This is a genomic window from Micromonospora sp. RTBAU3-60 (assembly GCF_054963695.1).
In genome coordinates this window covers 41922-59098 of the sequence record NZ_JBUEGB010000016.1, presented here as the reverse complement: position 1 = coordinate 59098, position 17177 = coordinate 41922, and the positions used below count along the sequence as shown (strand labels likewise).

Sequence of the window (17177 nt, the reverse complement as noted above, 5' to 3'; positions counted from 1 at the left end):
GCGTCGACCCCGTACCTCGAGAAAGGACCCTCATGCGTCGCCTTGCCGCCGCTCTCACCGCGGCCCTCGCCCTCGGCGTCGGCCTCACCGCCTGCGGGGAGAGCGACCCCGCGCCCGGTACGGCCACCGGGGAGACCCGGGAGATCACCCACGCGATGGGCACCACCAGGGTGCCGGCCGAGCCGAAGCGCGTGGTGGTGCTCGACACCGACAAGATCGACACCGCGCTCTCGCTCGGGGTCACGCCCGTCGGCGCGGCGGTCGCCGGTCAGGCGAAGAGCTGGCCCACCTACTTCGGCGCGGACAAGCTCGCCGGCATCAAGGAGGTCGGCGTGCTCACCGAGCCCGACCTGGAGGCGATCACCGCGCTCAAACCCGACCTGATCCTCGGCAGCAAGTTCCGCCAGGAGAAGTTCTACGACGAGCTGTCCGCCATCGCGCCGACGGTCTTCACCGAGAAGGTGGGCATCACCTGGAAGGAGAACTTCCTCCTCGACGGCAAGGCGCTCGGCAGGGAACAGCAGGCCAAGGACCTCCTCGCCCAGTACGAGGCCCGGGCCAAGGAGTTCGGCGGCAAGCTCGGCGACGCCGCCAACCGCAAGGTCTCCATCGTCCGCTTCATGCCGACCGAGATCCGGCTGTACGGGCCGGACTCGTTCTCCGGCATCGTGATCGGCGACACCGGCCTGGGCCGCCCCGAACGGCAGCTGCTCGCCGGCAAGGAGGACAAGCGGATGGACCGGGTGAGCCCGGAGCGGATCGGCGAGGCCGACGGAGACGTCATCTTCGTGACCGCGTACGGCGAGAAGGCCGCCGCCGAGCAGGCCAAGGTCACCGGTGGCACGCTCTGGAAGAACCTCCCCGCGGTCAAGGCGGGCAAGGCGCACGTCGTCTCCGACGAGATCTGGATGACCGGCATCGGCGTCGGCGCCGCCAACAAGATCCTCGACGACCTCGAGAAGTACCTCTCCGCCTGAGCCGTCCCACCGTCGCGCCGGCCCGGCACCACGACGCGCCGGTTCCCCGATGTGGCGGTGTCCGGGCCAGCCCGACACCGCCACATCGCCGACGTGACACCAAGCGAAGACGCCGGGGGAAGGGTCAGGCGGCCGTGGACCAGATAGCGCGGAAGGCGGCGGCCTCGCCCGTGAGCCACTGCTCGACCTGCTCGGGTTTGACGTCCGCGGGCATGCGGTGGGCCTCGCCGCGCCGGACGTCGACCAGCACCGGCTCGGCGTGCGGCAGGACCGCGTCCATGTGGCGGGCCATCAGGTGCAGCGTCGCCAGGGCGGCCTCCTCGCTCGGCGGGGCCTCGTCGAAGTGCAGGCGGATCGCCTCGGCGCGCCCGTCGGCGTAGCGGACGCCGAAGTGCGGGTTGATCTTGACGGGAAGGTCGCCCAGCATGGCCAGGGCGTCCCGGGTCTGCGCCAGGTCGACGCCCGCCGGCTCGCCGAGGGAGTGCAGCCAGGTCGCCGCGCCCGGGACGAGGGCCTCGTAGAGCGGGCGCCAGCGCGGCTTGACCAGGTCGGCGACCTGGGCCAGGTGGGTGCCACCGGTGTGGAAGGCGACGTCGGCCTTGAGCGCCTTGACGAACTGTCCGTGCGGGTTGAAGCCGGACTTGCTCGCCCGCTGCCGGCGCAGGCCCCCGACGAAGGTGGCCTTGGTGGGCCCGGTGCGATCGACGTACCGGGTGAAGCCGAGGAGGGTGGCGTAGGGAGTCAGAGGGGCGGTGGAGGTGGGCGCGGTCACGAGCATCCTCCCAGGTCAACGGCTCGATTAGTACATACATTCTAATCGACGGGTCTGACATCGCCCAGGGATGGGAAGGGCCGGAGGTCAGGTTTCTGGACGGCCACTACGGCCGGTCCCTGCCCGGCGGCGGTGGCCATCGCCAGGTGCCGGGTCAGCGCGACCTCGGCGAGCAACGCCAGCAGGCCGCACACGCCCAGCCAGCCGAGGTGGGCGTAGGCCCGGACCCCGAGCCATAAACCCGCGCTGCCGCCGAGGTAGGCGCAGGTCATGTAGGCGGTGCTGACTCTGCTCCGGGCCTCGGGGCGCAGGGTGTAGTTGCGGACCTGGTTGGCGACCATGCCGGACTGCATCGCGACATCGAGCAGCAACGTGCCGAGCACCAGGGCCGCCAGGCCCCTCGCCCCACCCAGGCTGGCGAACGCGAGAACGGCCGCCGAGATGCCGACGCCGACCAGGCAGGCCAGGTTGACCGCATCGCTGCCCCGACGGTCCACCTGGCGTCCGGCGACCGGGGTGCAGAGCATGGTCGCCGCGTTGACCAGGGCGAGCATCCCGACCGCCGGTGCGCCCAGGCCGTACGCCGGGCTGGTCAGCAACAGTGCCAGGCCGGTCCAGACCGCGGAGAACCCGGCGAAGACGGTGGCCTGGTAAAGGCAGGAGCGGCGCAGCTCGGGCTCGGTGCGCAGCAGGCGTAGCGGCTCGCCCAGCAGCGCCGGGTACCGGTGCCCGGACGACGGTCGCGTCGCCGGCAGTACGCGGGCCATGACCACCGCGATGAGCAGTACGGACGTCGCGGCCGTCAGGTACGGCGCCCGCCAGCCCCACCAGTCGCCGATCGTTCCGGCGGCAGTACGGGACAGCAGCATGCCACCGATCGAGCCGCTCAGCAGCGTGCCGCTGACCACGCCACGCTGGTCGTCGGCCACCAGTCCGGCCGCCATGGGGCCGATGATCGGGGCGACCACGGTGGCGATCCCGACGAGGGCGTTCGCGCCGACGAGAAGCGGCAGCGTGGGGGCCACCGTCGCGGCGAGCAGTCCCAGCCCGGTGAGGCAGAGCAGGATGGTGATCAGCGGGCGGTGGGGGAACCGGTCGCCGAGCGGCACCAGCAGGAACACCCCGGCGGCGTAGCCGAACTGCACCGCGGTCACCACCAGGGTGGCCGAGTCCGGGCTGACCCGCAGGCCGGAGGCGACCAGTGGGGCGACGGTCTGTGGGAAGTAGATGTTTCCGACGGCCACCCCGCAGGCGAGGGCGAGGAGCAGCAGCAGCCGGCGGCTCACCGCAGCCTCGCCAGCACCTCGACCCCGGCCGCCAGGGACGTTCCGCTGCGGGCAGGGCTGGGCCGGTCGGCGAGAGCGCGGTCACCCCGATCGATCGCGGCGGCCGTGCGGCCGTCCCCAGCCGTACGCCGTGCGGCCGGGATCGACAAGTTGATCTCGCGTGTCATGCCTGCCAGTCCACGGCAGGGGTGGGTCGCCGCCCAAAGGATGTAGCGTGTGGCTTAACGATCAGCTTTGCGCTCGGCGTTGAGGACCTCGCCGACACCCGGTTCGCGATCTCGCCGCTCCACGAGACCGTGCTCAGTCTCCGGGTGCTGCGCGAGCCGGGACTGTACGCGCTGCACCTGCCGTGGCGCCGGTCGGTGCTCGGCAGCCTCGACGGGCTCGACACCGGCCTGCTGATGTCCCTGGTCGGACCGGACCGCGCCGTTCCGGATTTCCTCACCCCCCGACCGGCGAGCTTCGCCGCGGCCTTCGACGACGAACTGGCCGGGGTACGCCGGACGCCGCCGGATGTCGTGCGCCGCGACCTGCTGGCCGTGTACACCCGGGGCCGGCTGCCGGACGTACTGCAGGAGGCCACCGGGGGCGGCGATGCGGGCGTCCGCCGGCTCCGGGAGGCCGTCTGCGACCTCCTGGCGCGCTACTGGGAGATCGCCATCAGGCCGGCCTGGCCGCAGCTGCGACTCGTGTTGGAAGCCGACATGACCTACCGCGCCCGGCAGTTGGCCGTGGGCGGCGCCCGCCTGCTCTTCGCCGACATGCACCCGAACCTGCGTTGGCACGACGGCGTGCTGCACATCGACAAGATGATCGGCCGGCACCGCGTCGCCGCCTCCGGCCGGGGCCTGCTGCTGGTGCCGTCCGTGTTCGCCCACAAGCCCGCCCCGCCGGTCAGCCGGGACGAACCACCGGTGCTGGCGTACCCCTGTCGCGGCGTGGCGACGCTGTGGGCGCCGACGCCGACCACGGACGCCGGCGCCCTCACCTCGCTTCTCGGCGCGCCCAGAGCGCGCCTGCTCGGCCTCCTCGACGAGCCCCCGGCGACGGTGGAGATCGCCCGCCGGCTCACGGTGACGCCCAGCGCCGTGTCGCAGCACCTGCGGGTGCTCCACGCGACCGGACTGATCACCCGCACCCGGGACGGCCGGCACGTGCTGTACCGGCGCAGCCCCCTCGGCGATCAACTGGCCGGCCAGTCCCCCGATCGGTGACCCAACGAGGCCCTACAGTTGCCCGACGGCGGTGATCCGCACGACCGCGGCCCCCGCCTCGTCGGAGGCGGCCAGGTCGACCTCGGCGCTGATCCCCCAGTCGTGGTCGCCCTCCGGGTCGTCCAGGATCTGGCGTACGGTCCACCGCTCCCGGCCCTGCTCGATCATGAGCAGCGCCGGCCCGCGGGCGTCCGGCCCGACCCCGATCTCGTCGTACGACTCGAAGTACGGCTCCAACGCGTCCGCCCACGCGTCCGCGTGCCACCCGTGCTCGGCGTCCAGCTCCGCGAGGAGATCCCAGCGGCGCAGAGCGGCCAGCTCGACCCGGCGGAACAGCGCGTTGCGGACCAGCACCCGGAACGCCCGGGCGTTGCGGGTGACCGCCGGCGGCCGGTCGTCCAGCGACGCGGCGACCGCCTCGACGTCGGACGGGTTGCGCAGCCGCTCCCACTCGTCGATCAGGCTGGAGTCGACCTGGCGGACCAGCTCGCCGAGCCACTCGATGAGGTCGACCAGCTCCTCGGTCTTGGCGTCCTCGGGGACGGTCTGCCGCAGCGTCTTGTACGCGTCGGCGAGGTAGCGCAGCACGAGGCCCTCGGACCGGGACAGCCCGTAGAACTGCACGTACTCGGGGAACGTCATGGCCCGCTCGTACATGTCGCGGACCACCGACTTAGGGGAGAGCTGGTGGTCGGCGACCCAGGGGTGCCCCTGCCGGTACATCTCGTACGCCGACTCCAGCAGCTCGGCCAGGGGCTTGGGCCAGGTCACCTCGTCGAGCAGTTCCAGCCGGGCCTCGTACTCGATGCCCTCGGCCTTCATCGCGGCGACCGCCTCGCCACGGGCCTTGAACTGCTGGGCGGAGAGCACCTGGCGGGGGTCGTCGAGGATCGACTCGATCACCGACAGCACGTCGAGCGCGTACGACGGGGACTCCCGGTCCAGCAGCTCGATGGCCGCCAGGGCGAGCGGCGACAGCGGCTGGTTGAGCGCGAAGTCGAGCTGGAGGTCGACGGTGAGCCGGACCCGGCGGCCCTGCTCGTCCGGCTCCGGCAACTCCTCGACCACGCCACCGGCCCGCAGCGCGCGGTAGATGGCGATGGCCCGGCGGATGTGCCGCCGCTGGGCGGCCCGGTCCTCGTGGTTGTCGGTGAGCAGGTGCCGCATCGAGGCGAACGCGTCCCCGGGCCGGCCGATGACGTTCAGCAGCATCGAGTGGCTGACCTGGAAGCTGGAGGTCAGCGGCTCCGGCTCGGCCTCCACCAGGCGGTCGAAGGTGGGCTTCCCCCAGCCGACCGAGCCCTCCGGCGGCTTCTTCTTGACCACCTTGCGCCGCTTCTTCGGGTCGTCCCCGGCCTTGGCCAGGGCCTTCTCGTTCTCGATGACGTGCTCGGGGGCCTGCACCACCACCCGCCCGAGGGTGTCGAAGCCGGCTCGCCCGGCCCGGCCGGCGATCTGGTGGAACTCGCGGGCCTTGAGCAGCCGGGTCCGCGTCCCGTCGTACTTCGACAGGCCGGTGAAGAGCACGGTGCGGATCGGCACGTTGATGCCGACCCCGAGGGTGTCGGTGCCGCAGATGACCTTGAGCAGCCCGGCCTGGGCCAGGGTCTCGACGAGGCGGCGGTACTTGGGGAGCATGCCGGCGTGGTGCACGCCGATGCCGTGCCGGACCAGCCGGGACAGCGTCTTGCCGAAGCCGGAGGTGAACCGGAAGTTGCCGATCGCCTGGGCGATCATGTCCTTCTCGGCCCGGGTGCAGACGTTGACGCTCATCAGCGCCTGGGCGCGTTCCAGCGCGGCGGCCTGGGTGAAGTGCACGACGTACACCGGGGCCTGCTTGGTCTCCAGCAGCTCCTCCAGGGTCTCGTGCAGCGGGGTCATCGCGTACGAGAAGAGGAGCGGGACCGGCCGCTCGGCCGAGCGGACGACGGCGGTCGGCCGCCCGGTACGCCGGGTGAGGTCGTCGACGAAGCGGGTGGTGTCGCCGAGCGTGGCGGACATCAGGACGAACTGCGCCTGGGGCAGTTCGATCAGCGGCACCTGCCAGGCCCAGCCCCGGTCCGGCTCGGCGTAGAAGTGGAACTCATCCATGATCACCTGGCCGACGTCGGCCCGGGTGCCCTCGCGCAGCGCCAGGTTGGCCAGGATCTCCGCGGTGCAGCAGATGATCGGGGCGTCGGCGTTGACGCTGGCGTCGCCGGTGAGCATGCCGACGTTCTCCGCGCCGAAGATCTCGCAGAGCGCAAAGAACTTCTCCGACACCAGCGCCTTGATCGGCGCGGTGTAGAAGGTGGTCCGGTCGTCGGCCAGGGCGGCGAAGTGCGCGGCGATCGCCACCAGGCTCTTGCCGGAGCCGGTCGGCGTATTCATGATCACGTTCGCGCCGGAGACGATCTCGATGACCGCCTCCTCCTGGTGGGGGTAGAGGTCGAGGCCGCGCTCGGACGCCCAGCCGGCGAACGCGTCGTAGAGGGTGTCGGGGTCGGCGCTCTTCGGCAGCGCGGCGGTGAGGGTCATAGCCGCTCCATGGTGCCTGGATCATGGCCCGCCGCGCCAACCGGGCCGCCCCGGCTGTTCGGAAAGGCCCCTTTTGCCATGCCAGGCGTCAAGCAGGGACCCCTCCGGTCACCTCCGGCGGTGGACCAGGTCGAAGATCGGGCGGCCGGCGGTCAACGCCCGGCGCTCGAACTTGGTCACCGGCCGGTGTGCCGGGCGGGGGGCGTAGTCCCCGTGCACGTCCACCAACTCCGGGTCGGCGGTCAACGTCTCACGCATCGACTCGGCGTACTCGGCCCAGTCCGTGGCGCAGTGCAGCGTGCCGCCGGGGGCCAGCCGGGACCGCAGCAGCGCCACGTGCGCCGGCTGGATGATCCGTCGCTTGTGGTGGCGGGCCTTCGGCCAGGGGTCGGGGAAGAAGACGTGCACCGCGTCCAGCGAGCCCGCCGGCATCGCCCGGACCAGGTCCAGCGCGTCGCCCCGGGCCACCCGAACGTTGGTCAGCCCGTGCCGCTCCACCAGTTCGAGCAGGTTGGCAATTCCGGGCGTATGCACCTCAACCGCCAGATAGTGTCGGTCCGGGTCGGCGGCCGCCATCGCGGCGGTGGCGTCGCCCATGCCGGAGCCGATCTCCAGCACCAGCGGCGCCCGCCGTTCGAACAGCGCCGTCGGATCGAACGGCCCGTCCAGGTCGGCGATCTCCAGGCCGTACGCGGCCCAGAGCCGCGCCAGTGCGTCGCGCTGCCGGTCGCTCATCCGGCCGCGGCGCGGATGGAAGGTGCGGATCCGGGCGACGTGGGCCGGCGGAGTGGGGTTCTGGTCGACAGAGGTCACAGCGACCCGAGCGTACGCGACCGTTGCCGCGGATCGGATGTGATGTGCGACCGGGGGTGAGAGGATTCATCCACGGCAGGACGGGTGGCCCGCCACCCGACACCGTCGGAGCCCAGGAGGGGTCATGGTGTCAGTCACGCGACGCGGGGCGATGCTGATCGTGGCCGCTGCGTGCGCCGCCCCGCTGCTCGGCGCGGTCCCCGCGCTGGCCGCCCCGCCACCCGGCGCGCTCGCCGCCGGACCGACCCCGGGTCCGGCGGAGCAGAGCCAGCAGCAACAGCAGCCCGTCGACCTGGTCTTCGTCGAGGTCACCCCGAGCACCGTGCAGCCCGGATTCCTGGTCGGCATCCGGGCGAGCTGCCGGGACAACTCGGTGCCGGCGATCGTGGTCTCCGACGCCTTCGGCCGGGTCCAGGTGCAGCCGCAGCGCGGGCTGCTCACCGCCTCGCCGATGGTCCGGGAGCGCACCCGCCCGGGCAACTACCGGGTCAAGCTCGAGTGCCCCAGCGGGCAGACCGCGTCGACGATGCTCCAGGTGGTGAAGGGCCCGCCGCCCAGCCGCACCGCCGCGCCGCCGAGCCGTGGGCCGGCGACCGGCTTCGGTGGCACGGCCGGGATCGGGTTGGGCGGCCTGCTGGTGCCCGCCGGGCTGGCATTGACCGTGGCCGGCGCGGTGATCGGCGTGGCCGCCGCGCGCCGGCCCCGTACCGTCCGTGGCGTCGCCCGCCACTGAGGCTCGCCCATGATCGCGCCCCCCGCCTCCCCACCGCCCGCCCGGACGGCGCCCGCCCGCGGACGCAGCCCGTGGTCGACGCCCCTCGCGGTGGTGCTGGTGCTGGTCGGAGTCTTCGCCACCGGGGCCGGGCTGGGCCGCACCGCCGGGCCGTTCGACCTCCTGGACGCGGCCGTCGGGCCGACGCAGCGCGCCGCCGAACCGGCGCGGGCGGCGGCGACCGCCAGCCGACCGGTGAGCCTCTCCGTGCCGGCGATCAAGGTGACCGCGCCGATCACCCCGGTCGGGCAGGCGAAGGACGGCTCGATCGCCGTACCGCCGCTGAGCCAGCACAACCAGACCGGCTGGTACGACCGCGGCTCTGTCCCGGGCGAGCCGGGCCGGGCGATCATCGTCGGGCACGTCGACACCAAGAGCGGACCGGCGGTCTTCTATCACCTGCGCGACCTCAAGCCGGGGGACCGGATCCAGGTGACCCGGGCGGACCACAGCATGGTGACCTTCACGGTGGACACCGTCGAGCACTTCGACAAGGCCAACCTTCCCGCCGACCGGGTGTACGGCGACGACGGCCCGTCCGAGCTGCGCCTGATCACCTGCGGCGGCGAGTGGGTCGGCGGGCGGACCGGCTACGAGGACAACGTCATCGCCTTCGCCTCGCTGGCCGACACCCGGAAACCCTGACCGCTTCAGCCCTGCCCGCTCAGCCGGCTCCGACCACCGGTCGCCACGGGCGGAGCGACGCGACGGTCACGCCGGGGGTGGTGTAGTAGGGATCGGCTGCCATGATCTCCCGCACGGCCGCTACGTCGACCCGGAAGACGAGCATCGCCCCGGAGTCGTCCTGCCACGGGCCGGCCGCCGCCAGGCGTCCCTCCGCGTGCAGTCGGGCGAGCCGTTCGCGGTGGGCCGGACGGGCGGCGAGCCGACGCTCGTCGTCGGTGAAGGCGAGTTCCAGTACGACCATGCCGCCCACGCTAGGCACGTCTCCCGCCGCCCGCTGTATCCCGGGATACGCGCCGGGCGACCGTCGTCCGGGCCCGCGCCGGCTCGGCCCGTGCCGCGTGATACTTACCGGATGGACGACCAGGAGCTCGCCGCGGTGCCGCTGTTCGCGCTGCTCGACGGGGCCCGCCGCGAGCGGATCGCCCGGCGTCATCCGGTCCAGCGGGTGCCCGCGGGCCAGGCCGTCGCCCGGTTCGGGGAGCCCGCCCGCAGTCTGATCGTGCTGCAGCACGGCACCCTGTCCGCCGGCTACCACACCGTCGACGGGGCCCTGGTGCGGTTCGGCGCGGTTACCGGCCCCTGCCTGGTCGACAAGGCCGTCGTGCTGGACGCCGGGGCGCACACCGCGACCTGGACCACCGTGGACGCCTGCCGGATCCGGCTGGTGCCCGGCGAAGCGCTGCACGAACTCCTGCACGACCTGCCCGCCGTGCGGGACCACGTGCTGCGACAGATCTCCGCGCAGGTCAACCGGGACCGGCGGGCCCGGGTCCGGGTCGCCGCGGCCCGGCCGCTCGCCCGGGTCGCGGACTGGCTCGTCGAAGCCATGACCGGCCCGACCCGTCGGATCGTGCTGCCCGGCGGCCAGCAGGGGCTGGGCGAGGAACTGGGCCTGTCCCGGGTCACCGTCAACCGGGCCCTGCGGGCGCTCGCCGCGGCCGGTGCCGTGCGTACCGAGCCCGGTGCCGTGGTGGTGCTCGACGCCCGCCGGCTCGCCACGGCCGGGGCCGGGGCGCGGTAGCTCCGCCCGCGCCCGGCTCAGCCCTTGCCGGGGACCTGCTGGACCACCTCGAACTCCAGCAGCGTGGCCCCGGTGGCGACCGGCTTGCGCGGCTCGCCGCCCTCGCCACCCGCGTGCGCGGCCCGGGACGGCCCCTGCGCCCACGCCTGGTAGGCCTCCTCGGACTCCCAGCGGGTGTAGACGAAGTAGCGGCTCTCCCCGGCGACCGGGCGGAGCAGCTCGAAGCCGAGGAAGCCGGGGGAGTTCTCCACCGCGCCGGCCCGGGCGGCGAACCGCTTCTCCAGCTCCGCACCCGCGCCGGGCGGGACGTCGATCGCGTTGATCTTCACCACTGCCATGGTCCCACCCTACGGGTTCAGAACGTCTCGACGGCCGGCACCAGGTCCGCGTCCACCACGATCGGCGCGTGGTCGGAGGGGCCCTTGCCCTTGCGCGCCTCCCGGTCCACGTACGCGGAGCGGACCGCGCGGGCGAACGGCGCGGAGGCGTACACCAGGTCGATCCGCATGCCCTTGTTCTGGTGGAACATGCCGGCCCGGTAGTCCCAGTAGGTGAACGGGTGCGGACCCTTCATCGGGGTGGGCACCACGTCGCTCAGCCCGAGGTCCCGCAGCGCGGCCAGGGCCGCCCGCTCGGCCGGGGTGACGTGGGTGGAGGTGACGAAGAGCGCCGGGTCCCAGACGTCGGCGTCGGTCGGGGCGACGTTGAAGTCCCCGCAGACCGCCAGCGGCAGCGCGGCGGTCAGTTCCGGCTCCAACGCGTCACGCAACGACGCGAGCCAGGCCAACTTGTACGCGTAGTGCGGGTCGTCGGGGGACCGGCCGTTGGGCACGTACACCGACCAGACCCGCAGCCCGTCGCAGGTGGCCGAGAGGGCGCGGGCCTCCGGCAGGGGGAACCCCGGCTCGCCGGGGAAGCCGACCGCCACGTCGGCCAGCCCGACCCGGGACAGGATGGCCACCCCGTTCCACCGGCCGTCGCTGTGGCTGGCCGCCTCGTAGCCCAGCTCGCCCACCTCGGCGACCGGGAACGCCCCGTCGGGGCACTTGGTCTCCTGCAGGCAGACGACGTCGGGCTTGGTGGTGGCCAGCCAGTCCAGCAGCCGGGGGAGGCGGGCCTTCACCGAGTTGACGTTCCAGGTCGCCAGGCGCATGGGTCCAGCCTGCCGCATCACCCGCCGCCGCGCCGAGTCAGCGTGGCGGGGTGTCGCGCTGCTCGTGCGTCGGGTCCGCTCGGCTGCCGGTCAACGCTCGGGGGTGTCTCGCCGGCTCGTGCGTCGGGTCCGCGCGGCTGGGCAGTCAGCGCTCGGGGGTGTCCCCCGGGCGGGTCTGCTCGGCGAGGAAACGCTCCAGCTCGGCGCCGAGTTCGTCGGCGGTGGGCAGCGGGCCGGTCTCGGCGGCCAGCAGGTTCTTCTGGCCGCGGCCCCGAGCGAACGTGTCGTACTGCTCCTCCAGGGCCTGGACCAGGGTCGCCGCCTCCTCGGTCTGGGCGACCTGGCGGTCGATCTCCACCCGGACCACCTCGGCGGCGGCGCGCAGGCCGTCCCGGGGCAGCAGCAGCCCGGTGCTGCGGGACACCGCGGCGAGCAGCGCCTCGGCGGCGGCCGGGTACTCCGCCTGGGCGACGTAGTGCGGCACGTGCGCGGCGAAGCCGAGGGCGTCGCGACCCTGCTCGCCGAGGCGGTATTCCAGCAGGTGGCCGACGCTGCCGGGCACCTGGACCCGCTGGAGCCACGGCTCGTGGCCGGCGATCAGCTCGCGCCGGGTGGCGTGCGCGGTGACCCCGCTGGGCCGGGTGTGCGGCACCGCCATCGGGATGGAGTTGAGCCCGACGGTGAGCCGGACGTCCAGCCGGGTGGACAGGCCGGCGACCGCGGCCACGAAACGCTCCCACTGCAGGTCCGGCTCCGGGCCGGTGAGCAGCAGGAACGGGGTCTCGTCGTCATCGCGCAGCAGGTGCAGCTCCAGCGCCGGGGCCTCGTAGTCGGCCCAGTGGTCCTCGGCGAAGGTCATCACCGGCCGGCGGGAGCGGTAGTCGAAGAGCTGGTCGACGTCGAAACGGGCGACCGGCTGTGCGTCGAGGGAGGTGAGGAGCTGCTCGCGGGCCAGCCGGGTGGCGCTGCCGGCGTCGACGAAGCCGGTGAGCGCCTGGATCAGCACGGGCTGACCGAGCTCGGGCAGATCGTCGCTGAGTTCGTAGAGCTCGTGTGGGTCGAGCACCGGTTCGGACCTCCCTGGAGACGCGCGTACGGGTGGCCGTGCGGAAACGAACCATCCCGTTCGGCAAAACGTACCGGCTGGCGTGGTCCATTCCGTTACGGGCCGGCTGCACCCAGAAACAATGATCACGATTCGGCGACGGCGGGGAGCAGACCGGGGCGAATCCGCTGATCTTGCCCGGCTGGCCGGAGAACAGCCGAATGGGGGATCAGCCGAAAGGATGAGTTAGTCGATCGTGGGATGCCCTGGGGATGTTGGCGAGGTTCCTGCCCGGGGCCACCCGCCTCATGGCGGTCCAGAGGTTCGCGCGTTTGGGGAAGGTCAACACCAATTGATAGAGATCGCGGCATCCTGCCCGGTTTGAGCGGGGCAAATTGTGACGAGGGCCACCAGATCACCCTGGGTGATCAGCCGTCCTTCTGCCTAGCCTCGTCGAATGCGTGACGACGGCACCTTCGACGACCATCAGGGCCTCGGCGGTTCGGCTGACCGTTCGGACGATACCCACTCCACCGTTCGGTCAACCGGTTCCGTGGAGCCGGCCACCCCCCGACGCTTCTCCCTCGGCTTCCTCCGTACCCGCTTCGGCGACGCCGCTAACCCCCTCGCCCCCCGGCCCGGCCGGACCAGGCTGGCGGTGGCCACCGGCGCGGTCTGCTGCCTCGGCCTGCTCGGTGTGAGCCAGGTCGGCGCCGACGCGGTCGACGGCTCGGCCACCCCCACGCCGGCCCAGGAGGTCGCCCAGCGCGCGGCCGCCGACGCCGCCTCCCGTGGCCTGGACCGCCAGACCCCCACCCCCTCGCCCCCCACCCCCGCCGCCTCGACCCCGGCCCCGGTCGCCTCGACCGCCGCCCCGGCCACCACGCCGGCGACCACGAAGCCGAAGCCCAAGCCGAAGCCCAAGCGGATCGTCCCGGTGGCCGGACTGGACCAGGACCAGATGGACAACGCCAAGGCCATCGTCCAGGCCGGCCGGGCGATGGGCGTGCCCCGGCGCGGCCTGATCATCGCCGTGGCCACCGCCATGCAGGAGAGCAACCTCTACAACTACGCCAGCGGCGTGCTGCCCGAGTCGCAGAACTACCCGCACCAGGCCATCGGCTGGGACCACGACTCGGTCGGGCTGTTCCAGCAGCGCCCCAGCAGCGGCTGGGGCTCGGTGCGCGACCTGATGCAGCCCGCGTACGCCACGAGGCAGTTCCTCACCGCCCTGGTGCAGATCCCCGGCTGGCAGGACATGGCGCTCACCGATGCCGCCCAGGCCGTGCAGGTCTCCGCGTTCCCGTGGGCGTACGCCCAGCACGAGTGGCGCGCCACCGAGGTGGTCGACGCGATCCTGGCCTGACCGGGGCGGTTTGTCGGCCACTGTGGACGGTTGCCGGAGCGGCGGCCCGGGTACCGGTGGATTGCCGGTCCCGGGTACACATGAGGTGGGACCGCGGACAGGAGGACGCCATGTCACCACTGCAACGGATCGTCGCCTTCCTGCGGTCGCCCCGCGGTCAGCAACTGGTCGCGCGCGGCCGGCGCGAGCTGGCCAAGCCGGAGAACCAGCGCCGGCTCAGGCAGCTGGCCGCCCGGCTGTCCCGCCGTCGCTGACCCGTACGCCCCTCCGCTCGACCATCGGGAGCCCCTCGTGACCGACTCACCCGTCGACGGCGGGTCCACCGTTCCCACGCCGCAGGACGTCCCCGACACGTTGCCGGGCACGCTCTGGGACCGGATGCGGGACGACCCGCAGTACGCCCCGGAGCACCTGGCGCTGGAGGCGGTGCGCCGGCTGGGCCCGGAGGCGGCGCAGTGGGCCGCCCGGGAACGCGCGCTGCGTCCCGACATCGGCGCCGACGAACTGGCCGACCAGGCGGTCCGTCGGTTCGTCAACCGGGCCCGGCTCTCCGGCGCGGTCTCCGGGGCGGCCGGGCTCCCCGGCGCGGTGATCGACGTCGGGGTGCTGGCCTGGACCCAGGCCCGGCTGGTGCTGCACGTGGCGGCCGCCTACGGCGTCGACCCGACGCACCCCGACCGGGCCACCGACCTGCTCGTGCTGCAGAAGGTGCACAAGGTCGCCGAGAGCGCCCGGCTCGCGCTCGGGGTGGCCGCGGGGCGGGAGCGCGCCGGGGCGCTCTTCGGCATGGCCGGGGAGCGCCCGCTGGGCAGGGCGATGCTCCAGTTGGGCGTCCGGCTGGCCCGGATGGCCGGGGTGCGCGCGGCGAAGCGGATGGTCGCCAAGGTGGTCCCCGGCGCCGCGATCGTCCTCGGCACCTGGGCCAACTCGTCCGCCACCAAGGACCTCGCCGACCGGTCCCGGGCGCTCTACCGACCCGCCGGCGCGGGGCACCTGCCGGAACAGCGACGCCCCTGACCCGCGTCGGCGCCACGTCGCCGATGCGGAGAGCGCCCCAGCGTCAGCGTGCCCCGCGCCGCCACGGCGCGGGATGGCCGTGCAGCCACCAGTGCAGGACCCGGGTGATCCGGGGCAGCACCAGGTAGGTCATGAGCGGGGTCAGGCAGAGGGTGGTCAGCAGCGTCCGCACCGCGAGCGGCACGTCGGCGACGAACCGGGCGGTGAGCAGGGTCGCGGCGAGGCTCAGCGGAAAGAACGCCAGCCAGATGGTGACCGCCTGCTTCCACCGGGGCGGGGTGGGCGGCTCGGCCGGCCCGGCGTCGGCCCCGGTGATCGTCTCCACCACGTGGTCCACCGGCGGGTCGAACCAGCCCTCGATGCCGGTGCGGCGCTCGACCCGGGTGTGCTCGACGATGCCCTGCGCCGAACTCAGCCACCAGTGCCGCTGCGGCGACTCCTCCCAGCGGCGCAGCGTCTCGTCGTCGGCGAACCGGTACATCACGTGCCACTCGGGCGAACCGGGCGCGCTCTGCACGAAACCCGCGCCGAGGAAGCCGGGGAAGCTCTCCGCCAGCGCCGTCCCGGCCCGCATCCACGCCACCATCTCGTCGGTACGCGCGGGATCGGCACGCCGGGCGACGGCGACGGTCACCGGCACCGCGTCGGTCATGGTCATGCCCTCATCCTTCCCGCCGCCGTCGGGATCGGCCCGGGTCACGGGTACCGGTGTAACGCAACCCACCGGGCGGTCGCATCCACCCGCATACCCGCCGGGTGGCCCGGCCTCACCGGGGCGGCGAGCGCGGGCGGGTCGGTTAGCCCCGCCCGTGTGGGGGTAGCCCGGAAGAATGACGCGATCACAGCCCCGCCGCCGGATCAACGCCGCGTACAGCGCGTTGAACCTGCGGCTCGTGCTCGCCACCTTCGGGTTGGTGATCATGACCTTCTTCGCCGTGGTGGCGTTCTGGGCCCACGTCGTCTGGCTGGGCGTCGTCTGCGCGCTCCTCGCCGTCGTGGCCGTGGTCGACCTGGTCGTCATCCAGCGCCGTCGCGCCGCCCGCCACCGTGAGGAGCCGGGCGTGCGGCACTCACTGTTCGAGTGACAGGAGTACGCCATGCCCATCGCCACCACCAATCCCGCCACCGGAGAGGTGCTCAAGACGTACGACCCGATGTCGGACGAGCAGGTCGACGGCGCCATCGAGCGGGCCGACCTGGCCTTCCGGCAGTTGCACGGCACCACCATCGCGCAGCGCGGCCGGTGGCTCATCGCCGCCGCCGAGCTGCTGGAGGCCGAGCGCGACGAGACCGCCCGGCTGATGACCACCGAGATGGGCAAGACGTACGCGGCGGCCAAGGCCGAGGTGACCAAGTGCGCCGCCGCCTGCCGGTTCTACGCCGCCAAGGCACCCGAGATGCTGGCCGACGAGCCGGCCGACGCCGGCGCGGTCAAGGCGAAGCGGGCCTACGTCCGCTACCAGCCGATCGGACCGGTGCTCGCCGTGATGCCGTGGAACTTCCCGCTGTGGCAGGTGATGCGCTTCGCCGCGCCGGCCCTGATGGCCGGCAACACCGGCCTGCTCAAGCACGCCTCCAACGTGCCGCAGACCGCCCTCTACCTGGAGGACCTGTTCCGCCGGGCCGGCTTCCCCGAGGGCGCGTTCACCACCCTCCTGGTCGGCTCGGAGGCGGTGGACCGGATTCTCAGCGACCCGCGGGTCCGCGCGGCGACCCTCACCGGCAGCGAGGGCGCCGGCCGCTCGATCGCCCGGATCGCCGGGCGGGAGCTGAAGAAGACCGTGCTGGAGCTGGGTGGCAGCGACCCGTTCGTGGTGATGCCCTCGGCCGACCTGGACCGCGCCGCCGAGGTGGCCACCACCGCCCGCTGCCAGAACAACGGCCAGTCCTGCATCGCCGCCAAGCGGTTCATCGTGCACCGTGACGTCTTCGACGCCTTCGCCGAGAAGTTCACCGCCCGGATGGCGGCCCTGACGGTCGGCGATCCGATGGACGAGGGCACCGACGTCGGCCCGCTGGCCACCGACCGTGGCCGGGACGAGGTGCACGCCCAGGTACGGGACGCGGCGGACAAGGGCGCGCGCGTGCTCTGCGGCGGGGAGCTGCCCGCCGGGGACGGCTGGTACTACCCGCCGACCGTGGTCACCGACCTGCGGCCGGAGATGCGGATGTGGTCCGAGGAGGTCTTCGGGCCGGTCGCCGGCCTCTTCCGGGTGTCGTCGTACGAGGAGGCGATCGAGGTCGCCAACGGCACCCACTTCGGCCTCGGCTCGAACGCCTGGACCAGCGACCCGGCCGAGCAGGAGCGCTTCGCCACCGACCTGGACGCCGGCAACGTCTTCCTCAACGGCATGACCACCTCCTTCCCCCAGCTGCCGTTCGGCGGGGTGAAGAACTCCGGCTACGGCCGGGAACTCTCGGCGCTGGGCATGCGCGAGTTCTGCAACATCAAGACCGTCTGGATCGGCGAGGGCGAGGCCGGCCCCGGCGCCGGCGCGCACGCGGAGTAGTGATCACGCCGGTAACGGGGCCGCCTA

Annotated in this window: 20 protein-coding genes; 10 read left to right on the top strand and 10 right to left on the bottom strand. The window is 73.1% G+C overall.

All coding sequences use genetic code 11. The features are described 5' to 3' along the window. The first annotated feature begins 32 nt into the window (after positions 1-32). Positions 33-977 carry an ABC transporter substrate-binding protein gene (locus ACY34I_RS18085; protein WP_462756160.1) on the top strand — a complete coding sequence of 315 codons (945 nt, stop codon included), beginning with the start codon at positions 33-35 and terminating at the stop codon, positions 975-977. Positions 978-1101: 124 nt separating this feature from the next. On the opposite strand, the gene ACY34I_RS18080 is transcribed toward ACY34I_RS18085, so the two are convergent. Genes ACY34I_RS18080 through ACY34I_RS18070 form a run of 3 tightly spaced genes read right to left on the bottom strand, consistent with a single transcriptional unit; the run spans position 1102 to position 3202 of the window. Further along, entirely contained in the window at positions 1102-1749 is a 648-nt protein-coding gene (locus tag ACY34I_RS18080; RefSeq protein WP_462756159.1) for a hypothetical protein, read from the bottom strand. 41 nt (positions 1750-1790) lie between these two features. After that, entirely contained in the window at positions 1791-3035 is a 1245-nt protein-coding gene (locus ACY34I_RS18075) for an MFS transporter (RefSeq protein ID WP_462756158.1), read from the bottom strand. After that, positions 3032-3202, bottom strand: coding sequence for a hypothetical protein (locus ACY34I_RS18070; RefSeq protein ID WP_462756157.1), 171 nt, complete (start codon positions 3200-3202; stop codon positions 3032-3034). The genes ACY34I_RS18075 and ACY34I_RS18070 overlap by 4 nt, the downstream gene beginning before the upstream one ends. A gap of 129 nt (positions 3203-3331) precedes the next feature. Here ACY34I_RS18070 and ACY34I_RS18065 point away from each other — a divergent pair, with 129 nt between their 5' ends. Continuing rightward, complete coding sequence (locus ACY34I_RS18065; protein WP_462756156.1) at positions 3332-4249, top strand: ArsR/SmtB family transcription factor; 918 nt, start codon at positions 3332-3334, stop codon at positions 4247-4249. Positions 4250-4261: 12 nt separating this feature from the next. Here ACY34I_RS18065 and ACY34I_RS18060 read toward each other — a convergent pair whose 3' ends face one another. Then, positions 4262-6766 carry a DEAD/DEAH box helicase gene (locus ACY34I_RS18060; RefSeq protein WP_462756155.1) on the bottom strand — a complete coding sequence of 835 codons (2505 nt, stop codon included), beginning with the start codon at positions 6764-6766 and terminating at the stop codon, positions 4262-4264. A 108-nt stretch (positions 6767-6874) separates the two neighbouring features. Next, positions 6875-7579 (bottom strand): tRNA (guanosine(46)-N7)-methyltransferase TrmB, encoded by a 705-nt coding sequence (gene trmB / locus ACY34I_RS18055; protein WP_462756154.1) that lies wholly within the window; start codon positions 7577-7579, stop codon positions 6875-6877. Between the two features lie 124 nt (positions 7580-7703). Here trmB and ACY34I_RS18050 point away from each other — a divergent pair, with 124 nt between their 5' ends. Further along, positions 7704-8312, top strand: a complete 609-nt coding sequence (locus ACY34I_RS18050; RefSeq protein ID WP_462756153.1) for a hypothetical protein — start codon at positions 7704-7706, stop codon at positions 8310-8312. Positions 8313-8321: 9 nt separating this feature from the next. Beyond that, the gene (locus tag ACY34I_RS18045; protein WP_462756152.1) at positions 8322-8996 is read left to right on the top strand and encodes a class F sortase; all 675 of its coding nucleotides are present in this window, start codon (positions 8322-8324) and stop codon (positions 8994-8996) included. A gap of 19 nt (positions 8997-9015) precedes the next feature. On the opposite strand, the gene ACY34I_RS18040 is transcribed toward ACY34I_RS18045, so the two are convergent. Next, positions 9016-9279: a YciI family protein gene (locus ACY34I_RS18040; RefSeq protein ID WP_462756151.1), complete on the bottom strand. Its 264-nt coding sequence runs from the start codon at positions 9277-9279 to the stop codon at positions 9016-9018. Between the two features lie 111 nt (positions 9280-9390). Between ACY34I_RS18040 and ACY34I_RS18035 the strand changes: the two genes are divergently transcribed. Beyond that, on the top strand, positions 9391-10059 hold the full coding sequence (locus ACY34I_RS18035) for a Crp/Fnr family transcriptional regulator (RefSeq protein ID WP_462756150.1): 669 nt from the start codon (positions 9391-9393) through the stop codon (positions 10057-10059). 17 nt (positions 10060-10076) lie between these two features. Here ACY34I_RS18035 and ACY34I_RS18030 read toward each other — a convergent pair whose 3' ends face one another. The 3 genes from ACY34I_RS18030 to ACY34I_RS18020 form a co-directional block, all read right to left on the bottom strand. Next, a complete protein-coding gene (locus tag ACY34I_RS18030) occupies positions 10077-10397 on the bottom strand; it encodes an antibiotic biosynthesis monooxygenase family protein (RefSeq protein WP_123239989.1) in 321 nt (106 codons plus the stop codon). A gap of 17 nt (positions 10398-10414) precedes the next feature. Next, the gene (locus ACY34I_RS18025; protein ID WP_462756149.1) at positions 10415-11212 is read right to left on the bottom strand and encodes an exodeoxyribonuclease III; all 798 of its coding nucleotides are present in this window, start codon (positions 11210-11212) and stop codon (positions 10415-10417) included. A gap of 145 nt (positions 11213-11357) precedes the next feature. Further along, positions 11358-12278: a proteasome assembly chaperone family protein gene (locus ACY34I_RS18020; protein WP_462756148.1), complete on the bottom strand. Its 921-nt coding sequence runs from the start codon at positions 12276-12278 to the stop codon at positions 11358-11360. Between the two features lie 436 nt (positions 12279-12714). Here ACY34I_RS18020 and ACY34I_RS18015 point away from each other — a divergent pair, with 436 nt between their 5' ends. The 3 genes from ACY34I_RS18015 (at position 12715) to ACY34I_RS18005 (ending at position 14640) form a co-directional block, all read left to right on the top strand. Then, positions 12715-13623 (top strand): peptidase M23, encoded by a 909-nt coding sequence (locus ACY34I_RS18015; RefSeq protein WP_462756147.1) that lies wholly within the window; start codon positions 12715-12717, stop codon positions 13621-13623. A 110-nt stretch (positions 13624-13733) separates the two neighbouring features. Next, positions 13734-13877, top strand: coding sequence for a hypothetical protein (locus ACY34I_RS18010; protein ID WP_187413336.1), 144 nt, complete (start codon positions 13734-13736; stop codon positions 13875-13877). Positions 13878-13914: 37 nt separating this feature from the next. Next, the gene (locus tag ACY34I_RS18005; RefSeq protein WP_462756146.1) at positions 13915-14640 is read left to right on the top strand and encodes an EcsC family protein; all 726 of its coding nucleotides are present in this window, start codon (positions 13915-13917) and stop codon (positions 14638-14640) included. Positions 14641-14683: 43 nt separating this feature from the next. Here the strand turns inward: ACY34I_RS18005 and ACY34I_RS18000 are convergent, their stop codons facing one another. Further along, complete coding sequence (locus ACY34I_RS18000) at positions 14684-15298, bottom strand: antibiotic biosynthesis monooxygenase (RefSeq protein ID WP_462756145.1); 615 nt, start codon at positions 15296-15298, stop codon at positions 14684-14686. 172 nt (positions 15299-15470) lie between these two features. Here ACY34I_RS18000 and ACY34I_RS17995 point away from each other — a divergent pair, with 172 nt between their 5' ends. Both ACY34I_RS17995 and ACY34I_RS17990 read left to right on the top strand, forming a co-directional pair. Further along, positions 15471-15725 (top strand): DUF6343 family protein, encoded by a 255-nt coding sequence (locus tag ACY34I_RS17995; RefSeq protein WP_073839598.1) that lies wholly within the window; start codon positions 15471-15473, stop codon positions 15723-15725. A 12-nt stretch (positions 15726-15737) separates the two neighbouring features. Next, positions 15738-17150 (top strand): NADP-dependent succinic semialdehyde dehydrogenase, encoded by a 1413-nt coding sequence (locus ACY34I_RS17990; RefSeq protein WP_462756144.1) that lies wholly within the window; start codon positions 15738-15740, stop codon positions 17148-17150. The last annotated feature ends 27 nt before the right edge of the window (positions 17151-17177 follow it).

What these genes read in the sequence shown, in the direction of transcription:
- ACY34I_RS18085 (WP_462756160.1), top strand. Translation starts at nt 33, where the DNA reads ATGCGTCGCCTTGCCGCCGCTCTCACCGCGGCCCTCGCCCTCGGCGTC.
- ACY34I_RS18070 (WP_462756157.1), bottom strand. Translation starts at nt 3,202, where the DNA reads ATGACACGCGAGATCAACTTGTCGATCCCGGCCGCACGGCGTACGGCT.
- ACY34I_RS18060 (WP_462756155.1), bottom strand. Translation starts at nt 6,766, where the DNA reads ATGACCCTCACCGCCGCGCTGCCGAAGAGCGCCGACCCCGACACCCTC.
- ACY34I_RS18050 (WP_462756153.1), top strand. Translation starts at nt 7,704, where the DNA reads ATGGTGTCAGTCACGCGACGCGGGGCGATGCTGATCGTGGCCGCTGCG.
- ACY34I_RS18045 (WP_462756152.1), top strand. Translation starts at nt 8,322, where the DNA reads ATGATCGCGCCCCCCGCCTCCCCACCGCCCGCCCGGACGGCGCCCGCC.
- ACY34I_RS18040 (WP_462756151.1), bottom strand. Translation starts at nt 9,279, where the DNA reads ATGGTCGTACTGGAACTCGCCTTCACCGACGACGAGCGTCGGCTCGCC.
- ACY34I_RS18035 (WP_462756150.1), top strand. Translation starts at nt 9,391, where the DNA reads ATGGACGACCAGGAGCTCGCCGCGGTGCCGCTGTTCGCGCTGCTCGAC.
- ACY34I_RS18030 (WP_123239989.1), bottom strand. Translation starts at nt 10,397, where the DNA reads ATGGCAGTGGTGAAGATCAACGCGATCGACGTCCCGCCCGGCGCGGGT.
- ACY34I_RS18025 (WP_462756149.1), bottom strand. Translation starts at nt 11,212, where the DNA reads ATGCGCCTGGCGACCTGGAACGTCAACTCGGTGAAGGCCCGCCTCCCC.
- ACY34I_RS18015 (WP_462756147.1), top strand. Translation starts at nt 12,715, where the DNA reads ATGCGTGACGACGGCACCTTCGACGACCATCAGGGCCTCGGCGGTTCG.
- ACY34I_RS18010 (WP_187413336.1), top strand. Translation starts at nt 13,734, where the DNA reads ATGTCACCACTGCAACGGATCGTCGCCTTCCTGCGGTCGCCCCGCGGT.
- ACY34I_RS18000 (WP_462756145.1), bottom strand. Translation starts at nt 15,298, where the DNA reads ATGACCATGACCGACGCGGTGCCGGTGACCGTCGCCGTCGCCCGGCGT.
- ACY34I_RS17995 (WP_073839598.1), top strand. Translation starts at nt 15,471, where the DNA reads ATGACGCGATCACAGCCCCGCCGCCGGATCAACGCCGCGTACAGCGCG.
- ACY34I_RS17990 (WP_462756144.1), top strand. Translation starts at nt 15,738, where the DNA reads ATGCCCATCGCCACCACCAATCCCGCCACCGGAGAGGTGCTCAAGACG.